Source organism: Roseospirillum parvum (assembly GCF_900100455.1).
Taxonomy (GTDB): domain Bacteria; phylum Pseudomonadota; class Alphaproteobacteria; order Rhodospirillales; family Rhodospirillaceae; genus Roseospirillum; species Roseospirillum parvum.
In genome coordinates this window covers 378480-402276 of record NZ_FNCV01000001.1, presented here as the reverse complement: position 1 = coordinate 402276, position 23797 = coordinate 378480, and the positions used below count along the sequence as shown (strand labels likewise).

Genomic DNA, 23797 nt, shown 5'->3' with positions numbered 1-23797 from the left:
GAAGAGCCGCCCCCGGTTACCCGAAAGATAAGGGGCGGCTCCGAAGAGCCGCCCCTTGATGGTGTGGGCCGATGATCCGGGTGGGGATCAGGCGGTGTCGTTGTTCTGGCTGGCGATCAGCTGGGCCAACTGGTCGGCGTCCAGGTCGGACTGGGTCACATCGAACTGGGCGCTGCTACTGCCACCCGTGACCGTCACCGTGAAGGTACCATCGTTATTGTCGTCCGCCGCGCTGACGGTGAAGTCGCCGCCACCGCCAACGGTGGACACGTCGCCGTGGTCGAGGTTGCCGGTCGGGTCCAGGGCCTCGAACAGGGCGTCGAGGTTGACCGCGTCATGTTCGTTGCTGCCGGAACCGAGATCACCGTCGATGTCGAACTTGAAGTCGGTGATGGTGTCGCCATCGCCGACGACGAAGACGTCGTCGCCAGCCCCGCCGGTCATGATCTCGGCCACTGCCTGATCGCCGATCAGCACGTCGTCTTCGTTGGTGCCGGCGATGACGTTGTCGTCGGCGCCACCGTTCGAGGTGTCGGTGATGAACGGCGCCTCGTAGGCGTCCGCCAGGTCGATGGTCAGGGTGGCGGTGTCGAAATCCCCGTCATCCTGCTCGATCTGGTAGGTGAACACCTCGCTCACCCCGGTCGGGGCATCGGCGTCGGCCTGGTACTCGTAGTCACCGGCGACATGGCCGTCGTAGACCTGGGTGTAGAGGGTCAGCACGCCGTGATCGCCAGTGATGCTGATCACGCCGTCGGTATCCGGCACGATCGGCGAGGTCAGCTCGGTCGGGGTGCTGTCGTTGTCGACATCGCCCTTCACCGCGCCGCTGATCGAGGCGCCCTCCGCGCCCAGGTCGTCGACACCGTCGGTCAGCACATTGCCGGCCACCATCGCCGCCACCCAGGACAGGTCGCGGGTCTGGGCGGTGAAGGTCTGGGGCGTCCCGGCAACCTGTTCGTAAAGCTGAACCTCGATGTTCTTCACCTTGACCTTGGCGTTGCCGTCAAAGGTCTGGTTGTCGACGCTCAGCTGAAGTCGATACGTCCCGGGATCGGCGATGTCCATGCTCAGCCCCGAGGCATCACCACCACTCGACCAGCCCGTTCCCTGGCCGGAGACATCCTGCCAGTTGCCCGAGGACACCTCCTTTTGCAGCGTCACCTGCCAGCGGTCTCCCCAGCTCTGGAACTGATTGTGAACATCCACATCATAGCTGACGGTAATGCCACCCGGCGGAATGCTCCCCGCCGGCACCGTGAAGCTTCCCGACTCTCCAGAGACGGCCCCATCAGAACTGCTGCTGATAGGAAAAATAAACGCCCAAACATCGCTGCTGCTGTTGTCGTTCACCCAACCGGTGCTGCTCGGCGTCAACGGACCGCCATCGGGAACCCACTGCGGGGCCCCGTCCACCGTCACCGACCCGGTCACCGTGCCGTCGACCTCCCAGTGCGCCGCCTCGGCAAAGGCCACGTCGTTGACGGCGTGCGGCGCGTCCTCGATGTCGATGCTCAAGGTGGCATCGTCGGTCGAGCCGTCGGCGTCCTGGATGGTGTAGGCGAAGCTGTCGGTGACGTCGGCCACCCCGCTCTTGGCGGTGTAGCTGTAGTCGCCGGTGCGCAGGTTGACCGTCAGCAGGCCGTTGTCGGAGCCGATCTGAAGCACCTCCGCGCCATCGGTGGAGATCAGCGTGTAGCCCCCGTTGGTGGCGCCCGCGCTGTCGCCGATGCCGAACCCGGCAACCTCGGTCAGCACGTTGCCGCTGGCCGGGAAGCCATCGGCCCCGCCCAGGTCCGAGGCACCCTCATCGGCGTCCGGCAGGTCCACCAGCAGGTTGCCGCTGGTCGTGCCGGGCACGGTGGCGAGCAGGATGGTGGTCAGTTGGGCCAGATCGTCGGGGACGTTCTTGGCGTCGCTGCTGCCATCCGGGCCGGTGTTGTCGATGGCGTTGAGGTTGTCGATGTAGGCCGACCCCATGTTGATGCCCACGGCATGCACGGTGGCGCCGTTGGCCCAGGTGCTGGGGTCCTGACCGAACATCAGGCTGCCGCCGGCCGTCTGGTCATCGCCGGCGGTCGGCCGACCATCGGAGATGAAGTACATGATGGTGTCGCTGTCCAGCCCGGCGTCGACGCTGGCCTCGAGGGCATCGTCGTAGTCGGTCGAGCCGTTCGCGCTGAGGCCCTGAACGGCGCTGATCGCATCGGCGATGGTGCCGTCACCCGACCCGTCGCTCGCGTAGCTGCCGAGCAGCGAGGCACCGCTGCTGAAGGTGACGATGTCGACGCTGACATCGGCCCCGGTGGCTTCGTAGCTGGCCAGCAACTGGGCCACCGCCACCTTCAGGGTTTCCAGGCGGTTCGGAGAACCGGCACTGCCGTTCGGCGTGGTGTACTGGCCGGTCAGCGGATCGATCTGGTAGCCCATGCTGCCGGAGACATCGAGCGTCAGCACCAGTTTCACCTGATCCTGCACCTCGGCAGCCACCGAGTTGGTGTTGTCGAAGGCCACCGGGGTGGCGTCGCCGATGTCGATGGTGATCTGCCCGTCGTCGGTCAGGCTGCCGTCGCTGATGGTGTAGGTCAGCGTGTCGGTCAGGGTCTGCCCGTCGGCCGGGTTGGCCACCTCGGCACCCGCCGGCGCCCCGGCCGGGATGTTGCCGGCGGTGTACAGGGTGTAGGTGGTGGCGCCGCTGGTGGCGTCGATGGTGGCGTAGCCGTACTGGCCATAGACCGTGGTGGTGGTCACCGACACGGTGTCGCCATCCGGGTCGGAGTCGGCCACGTTGCCGCTGCTCGCCGTGCCATCGAGCACGTTGAAGCTGATCGGCGCCCCACCCTGCACGATGCTGGCCGCGTCGTCGACCGCCTCCGGCGGGTTGTTGTCGGGCAGCACGGTGACGGTGAAGGACTTGGAGGCCACATCGCCGTCGCCGTCTGTCAGGGTGACAGTCCCCGCCAGGTTTTGTCCGGCGACACTGACGTTGGTGAACACCAACTGGTCGTCGGCGGTGCCGGTGACACCGTCGGCGCCGTTGTCCCAGTCCAGGGAACCGCTGAACTGCCGCCAGACGGACCAGCCCTTCCACCCGTCCATGCTGCTGGCGTCGCTGAACAGGTCGGTGATCGGGATGGTCAGCGTGTCGCCCTCGGTGACCGTGTAGGACAGCGGCCCGGCGGCGGCGCCGTAGATGTCGTCCACCACGTCGATGGCGAAGTCCATCGGCGCCGTGTCCTGATCGCTGTCGCTGGCCACGATGGCGTCGGCGAAGCTCAGGGTCAGGGTATCGGCGTCGTTGTTGCTGGGGTGCTTCAGCGCCGCCGACAGGGTGAAGTCGTAGGTGCCGTTGTCGTGGACGGTCAGGCTGAAGGCCTCGGTGCCGCCGGCGGTGACGCCCTTCAGGGTGTCGCCGTCGACGTCGAACAGGATCGGCGTGCCGTCGCTCAGGCTGTAGCCGCTGTTCGTGCCGTCCAGGCTGGCATCGATGGTCAGCCCGCCCGCACCGTCGGCGCCGTAGTCGACACCCGGCAGGGCCTGGGCGGTCAGGGTCACCGGGCCGCCGGAAAGATCGGCCTCGTTGATTTCCTGCTTGTCCAGGGTGCCCGTCACCTCCGGCACATCGTCGGTCACGGTCAGGGCCACGTTGGCGGTGGCGATGTCGCCATCGGTGTCCGCGGCCTTGATGCCGATGCCGCCGATGGTGATGTCGCCAGTGCCCAACTCGTGCTTCAGGGCGTCGGACAGGGTGGCGGTGACGTTGACCACCGCCGAGCCACCGGCCGCCGCCGAGCTGGCGCCGCCCAGGGTCAGGGTGATCTCCGGATCGGAGCTGTCGGTGGTGTAGCCGATCAGCTCGCCGCCGGTGGTCACCGCCCAGGTCAGGGCCGTGCCGTCCATGCCGTCGACGGTGATGTCACCCGTCGCGGGCACCGCGAAGCCGATGGTGACGATGTTGTCCGAGCCGGCCTGGAAGGTCACCGAACCGCTGTCGGTGTCATCGCTGCCGCCATCGGTATCGGCGTCGTCGAGCGTCAACTCGAGCGGGCCGGCCGACGGATCGCTGACCGAGGGGCCCTCGCCATCGGTCACCGTCAGGGTGAGGGTGTCCTCGGCCGTGTCGCCATCGGCGTCGGTCGCCGTCACCGTCATGTCGAACGACACACCGGTGGCGTTGTCGCCGTTCAGCGACGGATCCAGCGACCACGTGCCATCCGGGGAGACCGTCAGCACGCCGGCATTGGCCACCGTGAAGGTCAGCGCCGTGGTGCCCATGGTCTGCGTCTGGCCGTCCACCGTGAAGGTGAGCGAGCCCGCGCCATCAGCGCCCAGCGGGGCCTCCCAGGTCCCGGTCAGGGTCCCGGCCGCGTCCTCGGCAATGCTGGTCGCGCCACTGGCGGCCAGATCAGCCGTCGGCACGTCGTCGATGACGAACATGCTGAAGTCGCCATCCACGAAATCGCCGTCGCTGTCGGTGTAGCGGATCAGGTCGGGGATGCTGATGGCGGCCACGTTCTCGCCGCTGCCGGTGGTGTGCGGCAGGTTGTCGAGCAGGGTGAAGGTGTAGCCACCGCTGCCGTCCAGCGACACCGAGAAGACCGCGCTGCTGAGGTCGCCATCGGTCAGGCAACCGAAGATCACGCCGCTGTCTTGCTCGATGTGGATGGTCGTGCCGTCCACGGTGATCGAGGTGCCGGCCACATCCGGGTTGAAGCTGTAGCCACCGCCGGCGCTGGCCGGCCCATCGGCCCCGAAGTCGACCGTATCGACCAGATCGCCGGAAACCGCCAGGGCCGCGCTGTCCGGGCTGGTGCCGTCGGGCAGATCGTCCTCGTCGACGAAGCCGCCGCCGACAGCCTGCCACTGCACGCTCACCTGAACGTCGCTGTAGTCGGTGTCGGCGCCATCCTCGAAGTACAGGTGCTCGCCCGGGGCGCTGGCGGGGACGTAGTCCTCGCCCGGCTGGACGGTCGAGCTGGCGGAGACCAGGATCAGGCCAGAGGTGGTGGGATCGACGGTCTGCCCGTCGCTGATCCCGTTGTCGGCGCCCTGCTTGATGATGAAGAAGCCGATCTGATCCTCGCTGTAGCCCTCGATGGTGACGGACTCACCGATGTTGGCATTGGAGGCGTTGGCCCAGATGACCTGGTAGGAGTCCGCGACCGGCTGCCCATCGTCGCCGATGACATAGTAGCCGAACGAGTTGTTCCAGCTCGCCTCGCCACCCCAATTGGTGATGACACAGCTCTGAACCTCCGGCGCGTCATCGAGCACCTCGACCCCGACTTCCGCCGTGGCGGTGTCGCCGTCGGTGTCGGTGGCGACCACCTGGACGCCGCTGACCGTCAAGGTGTCCACGTTGACGTTATTCTCGTGCGCCCAGGCGGCGTTCAGGGTCGCCGTCACGGTGACCTCTTCCGAGGCTCCCACCGCGACCGGCGTATCGACGTCGCTCAGCGCCAGGGTCAGCACCGTGGTGCCGCCGATCTTGCCGACCAGATCGCCGCTCTCCAGGCTCCAGACGATGTTCGCCGCGTCGTCCAGACCGTCGACCACCGGCGTGCTGGCGCTCGGATCAGCGAAGGCGATGCTGATGATCTGGTCCGACCCGGCCGAGAAGGTGATGCTGCCGCTGTCGGTCTCGTCGTCGCTGGCCGGCTCGGTGCCGGTGGCATCCAGCGCCGCCTCGTCCACCGTCAGCGACAGGGTGTCGCCCGCCGGGGCGCTGACCGACGGACCAGTGCCATCGCTGATGTCGATGGTCAGGATCGCGGTGTCGGTGTCGCCGTCGGCGTCTTCCAGGGTGTAGGTGAAGCTGTCCTTGACCCCGGTCGCGTTGTCGAGGTTGGCGTCGGCCACGTAGTCGTAGCTGCCGTCCGCCTTGATGAACAGGTCGCCGTAGGTGCCTTCCACCTTGGCCCAGCCGGTGGTGCCGCCGTGGGTCTGGTTGAAGTTCAGCGCGCTGCCGCCAATCTCGGTGACGGTGGCCGGGGTGTCGGCCCCGCCGTCATCGTTGGTCAGCACGTTGCCGGCGACGCTCTGGCCCTCGACGACGCTGTTGTCGTCGTCCTCGGCCACCGGCTCGTCGTCCATGACGGTGATCTTGACCGAGCCGTCGTCGCTGCCGTTGTCCACGTCCTGGACCGTGTAGTCCAGCGAGAGCTCCTTGCTGGCGTCGCCTTCGGCGTGGTCATAGGGGCCGGTCTGGGTGAAGGTGTAGGCGCCCGTCTCGGGGTTGACCTTCACTTCGAACCAGTCGCCGGTCAGGGTGACGTTGCCGCTGCCATCGACGGTCCAGCTATCGGCCGAGGCGGTTTTCCCGTCGAAGCTGAACTCGGTGATGGCGGCGCCGTCCACGTGGTCGAAGGCCAGGGTGCCAGAGGCCTCCTGGGTGCCCTCGGTGGCGTCGTCGTAGACCGTCTTGGCCGGGTTGCTGCCGGTCTCGGGGTCGATGTCGTTCACATCGATGGTCAGGGTGCCGCTGGCGGTGGAGCCGCTGGGATCGGTGACCGTGAAGCCGAACTCCTCCGGCACGTAGTCGTCGCTGGCCGTGAAGCTGTCGTCGTCGTGGTCGTGGACCATCGGCGAGGTGTAGGTGTAGCTGCCGTCGCTCGACACCTTGAGGGTGCCGCCGATCGGCGTGGTGACGGTGATGGTCTGGCCATCGGCCAGCGGGTAGGTGACCCCACCCACGGTGATGCTGGTCATCACCGCGTCGCCCCCGAAGCCATCGGTGTTGGCGGCGCTTTCGTCGAACAGGTCGCCGCTGACGGTGTTGCCGCCCTCGTCGAGCTCGTTCTCGGCGTCCTCGATGTCGGGCCCGCTGTCGATGGTGATGCCGACACAGGCTCCCTCGGTGACCGCCAGGTTGTTGTCCCCGGTCGGCTCGGCGCCGGTCAGGGTGGTCTCGGCGGCCACACCCCAGACGCCGACGCGCACATCGGTGGTCTCGGGCACCTCGGCGGCGTTGAGCAGCAGGCTCAGGGTGGCGCTGGTGGGGTTGACGGTGTCGTTGGCGCCAAGCTGGTCGTCGACGTTGATCAGCAGGTAGTTGCCTTCGGGCAGAGTCCGCCCGTCGGGCAGCTCCAGGCCGTCCGGCCCGACCGGGATCGTGGTCGAATTGGCCGGGGTGCTGGCCAGGGTCAGCCCGTCGGGCAGCAGCACCGCCATGTAGTGGCTTTCCGAACCATCGACCACGTCGCCGAAGGTGGCGGTCAGGGTCACCGTCACCTGGGCCCCTTCATCGACCCACACGGTGTCGGTGGTGCAGGTCTCCTCGTCCACGTGGGCGACGCCGGACACACCGGTGACCAGGAAGTCGGAGTTGTGGCCCGACAGCCCGGCCCCGTCGTTGAGCGGCGAGACCATCACCGCGGCGATGCTCTGCCCCTCGGGCGCGGTCAGGGTGCCGGAGGCCAGCCCGTTGACCGTTCCCTCAACGGTGGTGCGGGCCACCTCGTTGCCCTCGGCGTCGTAGGCGATGATCAGGGCCTTCTCGTGGTACTGGGCGTCATAGGGGGCGTTCTCGTTTTCCAGGTCGCCGAACAGGGCGCCCAGGTCGACGGTCACCTGATCCATCGGGTCATCGAAGGTCAGGCGGATCGCCTCGACGGCGTTGGCGTCGTTCCCATCCAGGGTGTCGATCTCGCCGTTGTCGATGTCCATGTCGCCATGGTTGACGGCGAAGCCCGAGTACTGCCACTGGCCGTGCAGCGCCGTGTTCGGGGTGTTGCCGTTGCCCAGCGTGAAGTTCAGGTTCTTCGACCCGAAGTCGGTGCCCGGCAGGACCGCCACGTTGACGTTGGTGCCGCTAATCGTCGGGATCGTCCAGGTCACCGGGCTGACACTCACCCCGGCGGCGCTCCAGGCGCTGGCCATGCTGTCGGTATCACCCGCGTCGCCGCTGTAGGACAGCGACAGCAGGCGTTCCACGCCGGCCGTCTCGTCGCCGGCGGAGGCGCCGATGGTCGGCATGTCGGCCACCGCGTCCATGACCACGGTGATGTAGCTCGGCACCTCGGCGGTGGCGCCGGAGTCCGGGTCGACCAGGCTGAGGGTCAGCGGGATGCTGAGGTCGGCATCGCTGTCGTTCTCGGCCGGCACGAAGAACAGCTCCTGATCCGGCGTGAAGGTGTCGCCGGCAGCCAGGGCGGTGAAGGTCACGCCATCGCTGGTGGCGTAAAGGGTACCGCCGCTGTAGGTGCCGACGGTAACCGCCTCGATGCTCTCCGCAGCGTTGTGCTCGGTGCCCGAGGTGTCATCGACGAACGGCGTGAAGGACACCGCGTAGGCATTGTCGCCGTCGATCTGCACCGGGGTCTCCGGGCTGTCGCCGTCCTCGAAGGCGATCGCCCCGCCCACGTAGCCGTAGTCGTTGTTGGTCGGCGGATCGTTGGGATTGTTGGGATCGCCCGGGTCGCCGGGCGCGCCCGGATCGGCCGGATCGATGATGACCGTCGCCGTGCCGTTGGCGATGGCCACGTTGTCGCTCGCCCACCACTCAGGCTCGTGGTCGCCGGTCAGGGTTTCGACCGCCCCGGCCAGCACGGTCAGCTCCACCTTGGTGGAGTCGGCCACGTTCTCGGGCACGGTCATGGTCAGCGGCACGCTCACCGTGCCGCCGCCGTCGGCGATGTCGGCGTTGTCGACCGGGATCAGCACGAAGGTGGTGCCGGCGTAGGGGCCGACGCCGTCCCAGGTGTCATAGCCGCCGCTGTAGCCCCAGCCCTCGGGCAGCTCGACCGCCACGTAGTGGGTTTCCGAGCCGTCCTCGTAGTCGCCGAAGGTGGCGGTGACGCTGACCGTGGTCTCGCCACCCGGCGCCGCCGCGGTGTAGTCCTCCGGATAGTCGGCGTCGCCGCTGACATCGGTCGGCATGTCGGCATCGGCATCGACCACGATCAGCCGGCTGACCGGCGTGGTGGCGATGTCGTTGACGGTCTCGTTGTAGCTGCCCTCGGCGTTCAGCTCACGCGACAGCATGGTCACCGACAGCGTGGCATCCACATCGGAGTCGGCCGGCGGGGCCAGGGTCGGGGCCGCGGCGCCGACAACGTAACCCTGGCTGGTCACGTCCAGCATGTACTGGCCGTCGTAGGAGCTGTTGGCGTCGTCAACCAGGGTCCAGCCGTTGGCGTTGACCACCGACCAGCCCTCGGGAACCGCGAGGTACAGGATGTGTTCCTCGGAACCGTCGCTGTCCGGGAAGACGCCGGTGATCTGCGGGGTGATGCTGCCGTCCTCGTTGACATAGCCACCCGGCAGCAGGATCAGCCCGACACCGGCATCGGCCACCGAGTCCACCTCGACCGTGAGGTCGTTGTTGAACCACTTCTTGTCGTTGCCGTCGCCGTCCTCGTCCACGTCCTTGACGCGCACGCCGACCTTCAGGGTGAAGTCCTCGTCGCTGTTCCACGGCGCCTTCACCTGGAAGGTGGCCGCCTCGGCCGGCGAGAGCTTCAGGTTGCCGTCCAGGTCGTTGCTGGGCAGCGGGATGCCACCGTTGACGCTCTCCACCCAGCCCAGGGTCGAGCCGGTGTAGAAGTACTCGTGCACGTCGCCGTTGTCGTCGGTGTACTTGACGCCGGCGCCCAGACCCTCGATGGCGTCGAAGTCGCCAACCCGGTACTGGACGATGCTCTCCGACTGCTCGCTCTCGGCATCCTCGTCGTTGGTGCTGGCGCCGTCGGTCAGGTCGAGGGCGATCCACTCGTCCTCGGTGCCGGTGCGCGCGCCATCGAAGTCGGGGCGGTCGGCGACCGGGGTGAGGGTCGCCGTCTGCGGGCCGAACTCGGTGTCGCGGCTGGCCACCGCCACCGAGCCGCCGTCGTCGTCGTACTCGGTGGTGGTGACGGTGGCGTTCAGGGTCACGTTGTCGCTGTCGTCACCGCCCACGGTGACGGCGATGACGCCGTTCAGGTCGACCGACTGCACCTGGCTGTTGCCGGTCCCGGCGTAGGTCAGGGTCAGGGTCTGATCGCCCATGGGGCCGCTGACGTCGACGGTCCACTCGACACCGCCGATGGTCAGGGTGGCGGGCAGTTCGTTGCCCGCCGCGTCGGTGAACTCACCGGTGCCGCTGGTCTGCTCGACCACGATCCTGGTGATGCCTTCCGACTGCTCGGCGCCGTCGTCGTCCTGGGTCTGGGCCTGGAAGTCGACCGCGACGATCACGCCGTTGTCGGCCCGGCGCGAGCCGCCGTCCTCCTCGAAGGTCCAGGTTCCGTCGGCGTTGAAGCCGCCGGCCGCCGTCTCGGCCACGCCCTCGACAATCACATGCTGGGTGATCGAGGTGCTCGCCGTCTCCCTGCCCGTGGCCACCGAGCCACCCTCGTCGTCGTCATACTCGGTGGTCTGGACGGTGGCGGTGATATCGAAGTCGGTGCTGTCGTCGTTGCCGACCTTGACCAGGACATGATCCGTCAGGTCGATGCTCTGCAGCATCTGCGGACCATCCACGGCGTCATCGGGGAACGACAGGGTCAGGGAACCGGAGCCATCGAACGCGTAGTCCACGGCATGGTCGGTGCCGTCCACCGTGATGGTGGTCGAGCCACTGCCCTCGGTGTAGGTCGTCCCATCCTTGTCGGTGAACTGGAACGCCCCCTGGCCGGTGTGGGTCAGCTCGATCTCGGTGATCGCCTCGGACTGCTCGCCGGACTGGTCCTCGTCCTGGGTGGCGGCGGTGATGGACAGCGGAACCTCCACGCCGCCATCGCCCGCGCTGCCACCACCGACGGCATTGCCGGCATCCTCCTGGACCACCCAGGCCGCCGGCGTGCTGTCGTCGTCGTCGTGATCCTCGCTCGCGCCTTGCCAGTTGGTGTCAAGCGCCGCCGTTTCGGCCACGCCTTCCACGGTGATGGCCTGCTCGACCGGGGCGGTGGTGTGGGTGTTGTCGCTGGTGGCGATGTCGGAGTTCGTGGTCCCGTCCGCCAGCTCGGCGTCGTCGTCGTACTCGATGGTGACGGTCTGGCCGGTCAGGGTGAAATCGGAACTGTCGTCATCAACCAGCTCAACCGAAACCACCTGCGACAGGTGATAGGCCGAGACAAGCCCGATGTACGGGGTGTCGAAAGTCAGGGTCAGGGACTCGCCGTCGGCGGTGCCGGTGATGGTGGCGGTCGCCTCGACGTCCTGGGAGGTGCCATCCGCCATGGTCACGGTGATGGTGACGGTATGGGTGCCGTCCCCATTGTCGGTGGCGTCAGCCAGCGCGAAGGAACCGCCGTCGGAGTCCTGGGTCAGAACGATCTGGTAGACGCCTTCCGACTTCTCGCCCGCGGCATCCTCGTCGTTGGTGCTGGTGCCGTACCACACATCCACGCTGACGCCGCCGTCGGTGGCGCCGTCGCCTTCGCCGTCATCCTCGGCGACCGTCGCGCGCACGTCGTCGTCGCCGTAGTTGAACCATTCCGACGCGGTCTCGGCCACGCCCTCAACGGTCACGTCCTGGTCGAAGTGGGTGACCTTGCTGGCCAGTGCCACGGTGCCGCCGTTGTCGTCGTACTCGACGGTGGTCACGTCGGCGTTGATGGTGAAGTCGGTGCTGTCGTCGCGGCCCAGGTGGATCGAGACGAAGTCGGTCAGATCGACCGCTTCCACGGCATCGGGGGTGTCGAAGGCGATGGTGACGCTGCCGTCGTTGTTGTAGGTGACGGTGACCCCGCTGATGCCCTCGAAAGCCTCGGCGAGGCCGGACTCGTCGACCACGAAGCTCCCCTGGCCGGTGTGGCTCAGGACGACCTGGCTGATGCCCTCCGACTGCTCCGAGCCGTCGTCATCCTGGGTGGCGGTGGCAAAGGCCACCGGCACGACCACGCCCTTGTCGGCGGCCGTCCAGCTGCCATCGCGATAGCCGTTGGTGTCGCCGCCGTCTTCCTGGAAGGTCCAGGTGACGCCGCCCTCGTCGTCGGCCGCCTTGAAGCCGCCAGCGGCCGTCTCGGCAACGCCCTCAATCACCACGTCCTGGTGGAACTCGGTGTCCTTGGTGACCAGCGCCACGGTGCCGCCGTTGTCGTCGTACTCGGTGCTGGTCACCGTGGCGTCGAGGCCGAAGTCGGTGCTGTCGTCGTCGCCCAGCTCAACCGAGACCAGACCGCTCAGGTCGACGCTCTCGATGTCGTTCGGCGCGCTGAACTCGATGGTCAGCGTCTTGCCGTCGGCCGACACCACCGCCGTCGCCGTCGGGTAGGCGGCGACGAAGGCGTCGGACACCTCGAAGCTGCCCTGGCCATCGTGGGTCAGGACGATCTTGGAGATGCCTTCCGACTGCTCGCCGGCCGCGTCCAGGTCCTGGGTCGACACGGCAAACGCCACATCGACACTGACCCCGCCATCGGTGGCGCCGTCTTCCTCGCCATCGTCCTCGCTGTAGGTCCAGGTGGCCTGCTCATCGAAGCCACCGGCCACCGTCTCGGCAACGCCCTCAATCACCACGTCCTGGTGGAACTCGGTGTCCTTGCTGGCCAGCGCCACGGTGCCGCCGTTGTCATCGTACTCGGTGCTGGTCACCGTGGCGTCGATGCCGAAGTCGGTGCTGTCGTCATTGCCCAGCTCGACCGAGACCAGACCGCTCAGGTCGACGCTCTCGATGTCGTTCGGCGCGCTGAACTCGATGGTCAGCGTCTTGCCGTCGGCCGACACCACCGCCGTCGCCGTCGGGTAGGCGGCGACGAAGGCGTCGGACACCTCGAAGCTGCCCTGGCCATCGTGGGTCAGCACGATCTTGGAGATGCCTTCCGACTGCTCGCCGGCCGCATCCAGGTCCTGGGTCGACACGGCAAACGCCACATCGACACTGACCCCGCCATCGGTGGCGCCGTCTTCCTCGCCATCGTCCTCGCTGTAGGTCCAGGTGGCCTGCTCATCGAAGCCACCGGCCACCGTCTCGGCAACGCCCTGCACTTCCACGTGCTGGGTGATCTGGGCGGTGGTGGTTTCCGCCATGTTGTCGTCGTCGTCGTACTCGGTGGTCTCGACCACGGCGGTGATGTCGAAATCGGTGCTGTCGTCGTTGCCGACCGCCACCTTGACGTCATCCAGGTCGATGCCCTGCACGTTCTCCGACTTGGCGAACGACAGCACCACCTCGGTCGCCGTCCAGCTTTCGATGGTGGCGGTGTGGCCGTCGATCTCGACCGTGCCGCCCACCTCGGCGCCGTCCGGCAGCACGAAGGCGCCCTGGCCGGTGTGGGTCAGGGTGACCTGGGTGATGGCCTCGGACCGCTCGCCGTCCAGGTCCTGATCCTGGGTGGCGGCCTGGATGTCCACGTCGACGATGACCCCGCCATCCTCGGCGCCGTCTTCCTCGCCGTCGTCCTCCTGCACGGTGGCATCGGTGGCGGTCAGGGCGGCCTCGCCGACAACGCCGGTCACGGTGTAGTCGATGGTGGTCGAGGTGGTCTCGTACTCGTGGGCGATGGGGTCGCCGCTGGTGTTGTCGTCGTCCGGGAAGACCTCCTGGGTGGTCACGTCGTACTGGACGCTGAAGTCGCTGCTGTCGTCGATCGACAACTGCACGCCGATCTCGCCGTCGAGCACGAAGTCCTGGGCGGCGCCGGCGCTGTCGTCACTGACCAGGGTCAGAGTGAGACTCCGCCCGTCGTTCGACAGCGTGGCCTCGTACTGAAGCCCGTTGATGGTCAGGGTATCGCCGCTTTCGACCGGCTCGCCCTCGCCATCGACGAAGCGGGCCTCGTCGTCACCGTCCTGGCGGGTCAGCACCACCGAGCGGACCAGCTCGGAGCCGTCGCGGTCCTCCAGGCTGGCGGTCATGACCATGGGGATGGTCATCCCGTAGCCGTCATCGACGCCGGTTTCGGCGCCCTGGGCGCCGGTGACGCCGTCATCCTCGTTGAAGGTGGTGGTTTCCGGACCGGTGAAGCCGACCTGATCGGCCACCGCCTTGATCTCCACCTGGAAGGTGGCCTGCGACAGCGCCTGGTTGTTGTCCATGGTGTCGTCGGCGGCCGGATTGGCGGTCGGATCGGCGCTGCTGCCGAGATCAACCAACTCGTCGTCGGTCGGGAAGTCGTTGGTGGTCACCGTGGCCTGGAAGTCGAAATCGTCGTCCAGGTGCTGGGGCAGGCCGATCTGCAGGCCGTAGTCGGTGATCGACTGGCCGCCGCCTTCCGTGAAGGCCTGGGTGTAGATCTGCCCGCCGACGCCCTGGCTGAAGTCGATCTCGACCACGCGCAGGTCGGAGTCCGAGCGCACGCCGGGATCGGTCGAATGGTCGACCAGCGGCGCGCCGCCGTTGTCCGGGTGGTCGCTGTAGATGGTGAAGGTGGCGGTGCCGTCGTTGTCGCCCTGGCTGAAGGTCACCTCGGCCCACACCAGTTGCGGCGACAGGTTGCCATCGGCGTCGGCCACCGTGGCGACCAGTTGCACGAAGTCGCCGTCAGCCAGCGTCTGGCCGCCGTAGAGCAACTCGCTGCCCTCGCCCAGGTCGTACTCGAGCTGGCTGAAGTCCAGCTCGACCCGCGAAATGGACTCCGAGCCGTCCTGGTCCGGGGTCTGGGTGGTGAAGCCGATGTTGTAGAACGAGGTGTCGGCGTCGCCGTCATCGGCGTCCAGCCAGTTGTCGGTGCCGTCCGCGTCGTCGCTGCCGGTGTCGTAGGCGTTGTCCTCGGTCAGCCCGGTCACCGCGATGTCGGGGTCGGCCACGTCATAGTTGGCCACCTGGCCGACCACGCCGAGGTCCGAGCCGATGTCGACCAGACCGCCATCGACGCCCTGGGTGAAGTCGTAATAGTTGTCGCCCGGGGTGTCGGCGTCATACAGCGAGAAGCCCAGCGCGCCGCTGCCGCTCATCGAGCTGAACAGGGCCGACAGGACCCCGGAATCGGCGGTCGAGAACCAGCCGGTATCCAGGTCGTCGTCACCGAAGCCCTGGTGCTCGGCCCCGGTCACGGTGCCGCTGCCGTTGGTGGTCACCGTGGTGACGTCGCTCCAGTTGCCGAGATCGACGCCGTTGACCAGCAGCGTGACGTCGCCGTCATCGAAGTCGCCGGCCGCGGTGTCGCCATCCTCGATGGTCAGGCGGGCGGCAAAGCTCTGCAGGCCGCCGCCGAGGGCCGCCACCACATCGGCCAGGCTGGTGAAGCTGCCGATCTCGACCTCGTTCTGGCCCTCCGGCGCGAAGCCCTCGAACAGGCCGCTGGCCGACAACTGGCCGACCACGCGCACGCCGTTGAGGCCGATCATGTCGACCACGATGCCGCCCACCGGGGTGACCGTGCCGGGCAGTTCGTAGCCGGTCGGCGAGGCCATGGTGAACGGCGTATCCTCGCTGTTCTCGACCAGGACCGGCTCGTCGGTCTGGCCCTGGCCCGGGTCAAGGCCTTCCTCGCCGGTCAGACCGTCGAAGGTGGCCTTGTCGGCCACCGCGTCGAGGATCGCGGTCCCGGCCCCGCTGATCGGGGCGATGTCGCCGGAATCCGGATCGATGATCGCCGCTTCCACGTTGAACGGCACATCAACGTCGGAGTGCTCCGGCGGAATGACGTAGATCTGGTTGATGTCATCGACCGAGACGAAGAACTGCCCGGCGCCGTTGGGGAAAACGATCTGCGCATCGGGGGAGCCCGGCTCGCCGATCACCAGCAGCCAGCCGTCGTAGGTTTCGCGGATGGTCTCAAGGTCGATCACGCCGCCCGCGAGGTCGGCCGGCGTCGGATAGTCGTCCTGGTCGCCGGCGAAGAACAGCTCGGCATCGGGCGTGATGCCCAGGTTGCTGCCGGGCAGGAAGGTTTCGTTGTCGGCCGGGACCAGGGTCACCACCAGACGACCGTAGGCGCTGGCGTACCAGCCCTCGTCGGCGTTGGGCATGCTGTCCTCGAAGATGCCGCCGTACTGACCCTCGACCCAGGTCGGGTCGTAGTCGTCGTCCCCCGACTCGTTGAAGTCGTCCGGCAACTCGTCCGGCACATCGACATCGGTGCGGCCGGTGAGGAAGCTGACCAGCAGCGCCCCTTCGGCCAGGTCGACCCCGACCTCCTCGGTCTCGCTCAGGGTGCCGAAAGCCAGGTCCAGATCGCCGAGCAGGTCGAGCTGGTTCAGCCCGTCGCCCAGGTTGCCGGGATCGTAGGCGCCGAAGCTGGCGCCGCCGCCACCGCCGCCGGCGCCACCGCCGGCCGCCGCCGCCACCGCATCCGGATCAAAGCCGTCGATGCCGGCGATGATCTGCTCGGCCGAAATCACCGCGCCATCGGCCAGGCTGAGGGCCGGCGGCAGGCCGGTGTCGGCAATCACGAAGAAGTCCTGAAGGACCACATCGCCCTGGGCGGTCTGAACCACCAAGCTCGGCCCTTCCTGGGCATAGGTCGCGCTCGGGGCGTCGATTTGATAGGTCACCCCCGGACCGGCCGGGACGACCACCCGCTCGCCGGCTCCGGGCAGGGTCACCGCCTCGGGCACGTTCAGGCCGGCGCCACCTTCCAGGATGGCACCCAGATCCTCGCCAGCCGCCTGGGCCAGTTGCGAATTGACCGCCGTGTCGGCTCCCGACTCGGGGGCGGCGTCGATCTCGGTCTCGGTCAGGGTCTCGGAACCGGTGGTGTCGATGCGGTCAACCATTGTATGCCCCTCTTCGTGTGGTCTGGGAAAGCGCCCCGGAAGCCCTGCCGTTCCGGCAGCCCACAGCAGAACGCTTTCCCGATTGAAATTCTCACGAAAACTGCCCGCAAGGCTGCGGCGCGAGTTCCCTCATTCCTCGATCATCGCCTCTGGGGGATAGGCTGTAATCCCCCATTTGAGTGATATTTTGAACATAAATTATATCCCTGAAATCCTCTCCCCCCCTGGACCTATGGGAGATGCACGCCCTCGGCCGCCCCTCCTGGCGCCCCCACTGCATGGTCGCCTATCACCAAAGGCATACAGCAGAGGTAAGGTTCGGGCGCAAACTTGAAATTGTGCACCTCGCGCCCCTGATCGCCCGATCAGGGTATCGCCGAGTCGCCCGGACCATCTTTCGGTGGCCCCGCCAGCGGGATGCCATCCAAGACGCCGGGCAAAGAGAAAGGGCGGCTCCTTGCGGAGCCGCCCTTTGCTGATCGTCGCCCGGGGGTCCCATCAGACCCCCGAGCCACCCCGAACCGCGATCAGCTCGGGTTCTCGATGTTCTGGTTGGCCTGGATCATCGCCGCGATGTCGGCGTCGCTCATGCCCTCCATGGTGAACTCGGCGCTCGGCGTGCCGGCCTCGTTCTCGGCGGTGATGGTGACCACGCCGCCGGACACCGCAACGCTGAAGTCGGCACCGTCCTCGGCGTTGTAGTCCGGGTCCAGGGCCTCGAACAGGAGGTCGAGGTTGACGCTGTCGCCCTCGCCAGCGTCGAAGTCGGTGATGGTGTCGCCGTCGCCGACCACGAAGGTGTCGGCGCCGTCGCCACCGGTCAGGGTATCGGCCCCGCCGCCACCGATCAGGACGTCGCCGCCCGCGCCGCCGATCAGGGTGTCATCACCTTCGCCGCCGAAGATCACATCGCGCCCGGCGGTTCCGGTGAGGGTCTCACCGTCATCGGTGGGGCTCACGATCTCGTTCTCGGCGCCGACGATGTGCAGGGGCGCCCAGTTGGTATCCCCGTCGCCGTCGGTCACCTGGTACTCGACGGTGTGGTCCTCGGGCAACGGATCGAACTCGACCGAACGAACCATGAAGTCGCTGGACAGATCCCGAAGGAAGCCATCGTGGTACCCCTCGGCCGTGAACACGATGTGCGAGAACGGCGAGTCGGTGGTGATGGTCAGCGGATCGGTCCCGCTCCACGCGATGGCCGCGAGGCTCCCCGAATCGACCAGGTTGCCGTGATCGTCGAAGGCCTCCCAACGCCCTTCCTCCTTGAACCAGCCGCCGAGGCCGTCGAACTCGAGGTCCGCGAAGAGAACCGTGGCGCTGAGGGTGGCACGACCAAGGCTGACCGCCAGGGCCTCGCTCTGACCATTTTTCTTCACGCCAATCTCGGCGCCACCCGGGCTGCCGCCGACGCCCTTGCTGGTGCCCAAAAGGTCGATCTGGGTGGACACCGTTCCGTCCGCCAGACTGAGGTCGAGGCGGCCGTTCGCGTCAACGTAGGAGGTCCCTTCGTTGAAGGCGGCCAGGGCAACGCCCTCCCAGCCCGCCGTGGTGCCGCCCAGGGTGATGGGATCGGCCTGGTAGCTGTAGGTGTAGCTGCCGTCGGCATTGACCTGGATGGTGCTGCCATCGGCCAGGACGTGGGCCTGACCCACGTCAAGCAAGGCACCGTCCACCTTGATCGCGGTCACCGTCGCGGCCTCATCGGCGCCCAACTCGTCGTTGTCGAGCACGTTGCCGCCCATGTCGGAGGCGCTGGGATCGGTCACCACCAGCAGGTCGGCGTTGGCCACCGGCCCGTCATCGTTCACCGTGATGGTCAGGGTGTTGGAGTCCTGATCGCCATCGCCATCGGTCACCGTGTAGGTGAACTTCAGGTTCAGCGGATCGTCGCTCCCGGTCTGACCCTGGTCCGGGTGGTCCAGCGGTCCGTACTGCTTGTACTCGTAGTCGCCGTCCGGCTCGACCACCAGCTTGAAGACGGTCTGGCCAGCGGCCGTGCCGTAGACCACCAGATTGCCGTTCTCGGTGGTGGTCTGAACGTCGACCTTCTCGCCGCCCGACTTCAGGGTGGTCGGCTGGCCGCCCGGCTCGCCGTCGTGCACCTGCACGCCGTTCCACCAGGGGTAGAGGTCGTAGTCGATGATCTGGATGTCGGTCACCTCGGCGCCGTCGGCACCGGGCACGAAGTCCAGCTCGCCGCGGGCGTAGCCCACGTAGCCGTGGGTGTCTTCCTGGGTGCTGTTGGTTTCGGCCATCGCCTCCGGATTGTCGTCACGGATGACGATCTTCAGGTTGTTGCTGGCGCTGTCGCCGTCGCTATCGGTCACCGTCACGTCAAGGTCCAGGTGCCGCTCGCCATCGGTGTACCAGCGGGCATCGTGGTCGATGTTGTCGTACAGAGTGACCGTGTACTGAAGGTCGGCCGGGTCGTTGCCGAACGAGATGGTCATCACCGTCTCGTCGTTGTTGTAGCCCGGCACCGAGGCCTTGATGACCGCGCCCCCGTTGCCGTCCGAGACGGCATAGAGGTCACGCCCTTCCGAGCTCCAGTCGCCGCCACTCAGGGTGGCGTTCAGCGCCCCGATGTCGATCGCGGCATGGGCCAGGTTGCCCCAGATGCCATCGTTCTTGCCGTGGTCGTTGCCGAACTCGACGTTCAGGCTGCCGGTGTAGCTGGGCGGGAACCAGTCGCCATCGGGCTGGTTCGAGCCGTCGTCGTCGCGACGCCCACCCTCGATGTCGGCCTCGTCCAGGGTGGCCGTCTCCGGCCCGCCCCGGTAGAAGTCCGGCCGCGCATCGACGCGCACGGTGACCTCCTCCTCGGTGGTCGCCCACTCGTCGCGCATGTCATCGCTGTCCGACCACGGGAACCAGTCGGTCGGCACGTCGTTGTCGACGTTCCACTCCTTGGCGATGCCGGTCACGGTGACGTCGATGTCGCCGTACCAGTCGGCCGGGCCCTTGACCACCAGATCGTCGCCGTGGGCGTTCATCTGGTCCTCGGTCATGTAGTAGGAGCCGTGGTGCGAGTCCAAGGCAACGAAGTGCCCGTTCACCATGTAGCCCAGTTCCAGGCCATGGCTGCCCGGGTTGTCCAGCCAGGTGTTGGGGTTGATGCCGTCGCCGGGCTGGATGTCGAGGTCGATCTTCACCCAGTGGGCTTCCGAGCCGTCCTGGTCGGGGAAGGTCACCGCCACCGTCGGCAGGTCGATGATCTGCTTGCCGCACCAGTAGCCCTGGGCGTCCTCTTCCACCTCGTAGACGGTGCTCGAGTTCCAGAACGGACCCTCGTTGTAGAACTTGCCGTGATCGCCCTCGCGGCAATCCTTGGTGATGCTGATCTCCGGCGCGTCGGCCACCGCCTTGATGTCGTAGTGGTAGCTGGCGTCCGAGACGGCGGTGTTGTTGTCGCCGCTCAGCTCGTCGTCGCTGGCGTGATCGGTCGTGGTCACCGAGACGTTCATGGTGAAGTCGTCATCGGCGTGCTGCGGCAGCTCGACGTTCAGACCGTGCAGGCTGAGGTCGACCACCCGGGCCTCCTCGCCGCTGACGTTCACCCACTCCTCGCTCTCGCTGTCGAACAGGAAGTACGAGAAGTTGTCGAAGGTCAGGCTGCCATCCTCGCCCACGGTGACGTCGGCCATGATCGGCTGACCGAACGACGGGCCACCGGCAACCACGCCCCACAGCATCACCTGCTGCGGGCCCTGCGGCCCCTGGACCAGGGCCGCCTGGAACGCCGGCTGCGGGCCAATGCCCTGGCCGCCGGTCAGCTCCTGCCAGCCGAAGCGCACGGTGGCCCCGTCATCGAGGTCGGCGAAGCTGACCACCACCGAGGAAATGCCCTCCGAGCCGTCCTTGTCCGGCGTGCCGGTGATGAAGCCGACGCCGAAGAACGGGCAGCCATCACGGTATTCGCCGGTGAACCAGTTGTACTGGGCGTTGTCCTCGTTGTAGCTGGTCAGGAAGTTGGGGTCGCCGTTGTCGTAATCGACGCCGCTGATGTAGCCGTCCTCGTTGAAGTCGGCCGGCCATTCCACGTCGCCGTCGCGGTAGTCCTCGAACGGACCTTCCTTGAACTCGGCCTTGTCGGCAACCGCGTCCAGCACCGCCGTGCCCGACCCGCTGATGGTCGCGATGTCGCCCGAGTCGGGGTCAATGATCGACGCTTCCACGGTGAACGGCACGTCGACGTCGGAGTGCTCCGGCGGGATCACATAGATGTCGTTGATGTCATCGACCGAAACGAAGAACTCCCCGGCGGCGTTGGGGAAAACCAACTGCGCGCCAGCGGTCCCCGGCTCGCCCACCGACAGCAGCCAGCCGTCGTAGGTCTCGCGGATCGTCTCGAGGTCCATGGCGCCGCTGAACGGCGCCGGATAGTCGGCCTGATCGCCGGCAAAGAACAGGTCGGCGTCGGGAATGATGCCCAGGGTGCTGCCCGGCACGAAGGTCTCGTTGTCGGCCGGCACCAGCTCGACCACCAGACGGCCATAGGCCTTGGCGTACCAGCCCTCGTCGGCGTTGGGCATGCTGTCTTCGAAGATGCCGGCGTACTGGCCCTCGACCCAGCTCGGATCTTCCTCGCCGTTGAAGTCCTTGGGCAGCTCGTCGGGCACGTCAACGTCGGTCTCGGCGCTCAGGAAGCTGACCAGCAGCGCCCCTTCCGCCGGATCGACCGCGACGTCCAGACCCGCCGCCGGGGCAGCGAAACCCAGGTCCAGGTCGCCGCCCAGATCGCTCTGGTCCAGGCCGTCGCCCAGGTTGCCGGGATCGTAGGCGCCGAAGCTGGCGCCGCCGCCACCGCCGCCGGCGCCACCGCCGGCCGCCGCCGCCACCGCATCCGGATCAAAGCCGTCGATGCTGGCGATGATCTGCTCGGCCGGGATCACCGCGCCATCGGCCAGGCTGAGGGCCGGCGGCAGGCCGGTGTCGGCCAGCACGAAGAAGTCCTGCAGCACCACCTCGCCCTGGGTGGTCTGAACCACCAGGCTCGGCCCTTCCTGGGCGTAGGTCGCGCTCGGCGCGTCGATCTGATAGGTCACCCCAGGCCCGGCCGGCACAACCACCCGCTCGCCGGCCCCGGGCAGGGTCACCGCCTCGGGGACGTTCAGACCGGCGCCACCTTCCAGGATGGCCCCCAGGTCCTCGCCAGCCGCCTGGGCCAGCTGCTGCCCGGCCGGCGTGGTCGCGCCAGTGTTCTCGGTGTTCTCGGTCACGCTCTCGGTGCCCGTCGTCTCGATGCGATCAACCATGGTGCGCCCCTTTTCCAGGCTGTGAGTGCTGCTCCGATCGGCGGGTGCTTCGGGCCTCGTCCCCCTGGCATCCCGCCCGACCCCCGGGCAGCACCCGAGTGTCGGTTCAATCCACCCCTTGGACGCCTTCCGCCATGTGGCGATGGCCCCGAAGAGGTTTTTCCATAGTCATGATGGTTGCGCAGGAAATGCCGCCTGTAATCCCCCATTTGGGTGATATTTCTGGCATAAAATTCCGGCGGCGCGGCACCCCAAAGGTATGGTTTTGAAGGCCCCTCACCCCCCGGGGGGACGTCGGCGCGGGGCTATGACCAAAGCCATAGACCTCGGCGCGGGCCCCCATGCCGACAGGCGGCGCACAAGGGCCGAGGGAGCGCCGGCACAGCCCCCTGGTCAGGCAAGCGGCGCGCTCTTTGAGCATGAAATCGTCGTCGCGATCCGTTCCGGATCGCTCGGGATTGGCTCAAGGCCGGACTGTCCGGTTTTCGGAATACAAAAAGGGCCGGCGCCCGGAGCCCCGGACGCCGGCCTGGATGGGAACCGGACGGATCGGCCGCGCCCCCCGCCAGCGGGACGCGCGGCCGGAGCCGTTACTCGGAGCCGTTACATGGTGGGCTCGAACACCTTGACGGTCTCGAACTTGCCGTCCTTCACCTGCCACAGCTCGAAGGTGCCGGCGACGTCGCCGTTGGCATCGAAGTTCTGCGAGCCGGCGGCGCCCTCGTAGTCGATGTCCTCGCCGGCCTTCAGCGCGGCCAGGGCCTCGGCCCACTGGCCGGCGCCGATCTTCTTGCCCGGCGGGTTGGCGACCTCGCGCAGGGCGTCGCGCACCGCCTTGGGGTCGGTCGAGCCGGCCTTCTCGGCGGCCAGCGCCAGGAGGTAGGTCGCGTCATAGGCGGTGTCGTGATACGGCTTTTCGGACTCGCTGCCGTATTCCTCGGCCCAGGCGTCCTTGAAGGCCTTCGAGGAATCGCTTTCCAGGGCCTTGGCGGTGGTCCCGAAGGTGCCGTTCATGTAGTCGGCGCCGATGGCGGCGACCAGACCGGGGTCCTTCAGGCCATCGGTGAAGATGAACTTCGAGAAGAAGCCACCCTCCAGGGCCTGACGGATGATGGTCTGGCCCGATTCCGGATAGGCGATCAGGACCAGATACTCGGCCCCGCCCTCGGCGGCGCGCTGCAACTCGCCGCGGTAGGAGGCCTGGTTCTTCTCGAAGCCGACGCTGCCGGTCACTTCGCCGTCCTTGCCGCCGAAGGCCCCGGCGAAGGAATCGGCCAGCCCCTTGCCGTAGTCGTTGTTGACGTACATCACGGCGACCTTGTCGACGCCCTTTTCCATGGTCACCTGGGCCAGCGCGACGCCCTGCCCGGCATCCGAGGGCACGGTGCGGAACAGGAAGTCGTCGTCCTTGAGCTCGGTGATCACCGGCGAGGTGGAGGCGCCGGAAATCTGCGGCACGCCGTTGGCCTTGGACACCGACTCCGCGATCGGGATGGTCACCCCCGAGGACAGGGCGCCGACGATGCCGCTGACCTTCTCGAGGTTGACCAGCTTCTGGGCCGCGTCGACCCCGGCCTGGGGCGCCGTCTGGGTGTCGCCGACGACGATCTGAAGCTCGCCCCCGAGCACCCCGCCCTGGGCGTTGATCTGCTTGGCCGCCAGCTTGATGCCGTTGAGCGAGGTCGAGCCGTAGGCCTGCAGGTCGCCGGTCATCGGCATCGCCGCGCCCAGCTTCAGGCCCTCGGCCTGGGCCGCCGTGGCGCCCAGCGCGGTGCCCAGGGCAAGCGCCGAAACCATCCCCAACCGGGTGAGCGTGTTCTTCATGGGAGCCGTCCTTTCGTCGCTGTCCATGTAAATCAAGGAGTCGCCAACAGGGGCGGGGCGGGGCCGGACGAGCCGTCGCCCCGGTTCCCCGCCGCCAACTCGACCCCGAGATTAGGGCGCCCCGCACGGCCATGCAA

At 67.4% G+C, this 23797-nt stretch carries 3 protein-coding genes; all 3 read right to left on the bottom strand.

Annotated elements, in window-relative coordinates; genetic code table 11:
• Window positions 1–87 precede the first annotated feature (87 nt).
• A complete protein-coding gene (locus tag BLR95_RS01650; protein WP_092614350.1) occupies window positions 88–16578 on the bottom strand; it encodes an Ig-like domain-containing protein in 16491 nt (5496 codons plus the stop codon).
• A gap of 527 nt (window positions 16579–17105) precedes the next feature.
• On the bottom strand, window positions 17106–21836 hold the full coding sequence (locus BLR95_RS15660; protein ID WP_092614347.1) for a T1SS-143 repeat domain-containing protein: 4731 nt from the start codon (window positions 21834–21836) through the stop codon (window positions 17106–17108).
• 603 nt (window positions 21837–22439) lie between these two features.
• Window positions 22440–23660, bottom strand: coding sequence for an ABC transporter substrate-binding protein (locus tag BLR95_RS01640; protein ID WP_092614344.1), 1221 nt, complete (start codon window positions 23658–23660; stop codon window positions 22440–22442).
• Window positions 23661–23797: the final 137 nt, after the last annotated feature.

Excerpts from the sequence above, each read along its gene's own strand:
- BLR95_RS01650 (WP_092614350.1), bottom strand. The coding sequence starts at position 16,578 with ATGGTTGACCGCATCGACACCACCGGTTCCGAGACCCTGACCGAGACC.
- BLR95_RS15660 (WP_092614347.1), bottom strand. The coding sequence starts at position 21,836 with ATGGTTGATCGCATCGAGACGACGGGCACCGAGAGCGTGACCGAGAAC.
- BLR95_RS01640 (WP_092614344.1), bottom strand. The coding sequence starts at position 23,660 with ATGAAGAACACGCTCACCCGGTTGGGGATGGTTTCGGCGCTTGCCCTG.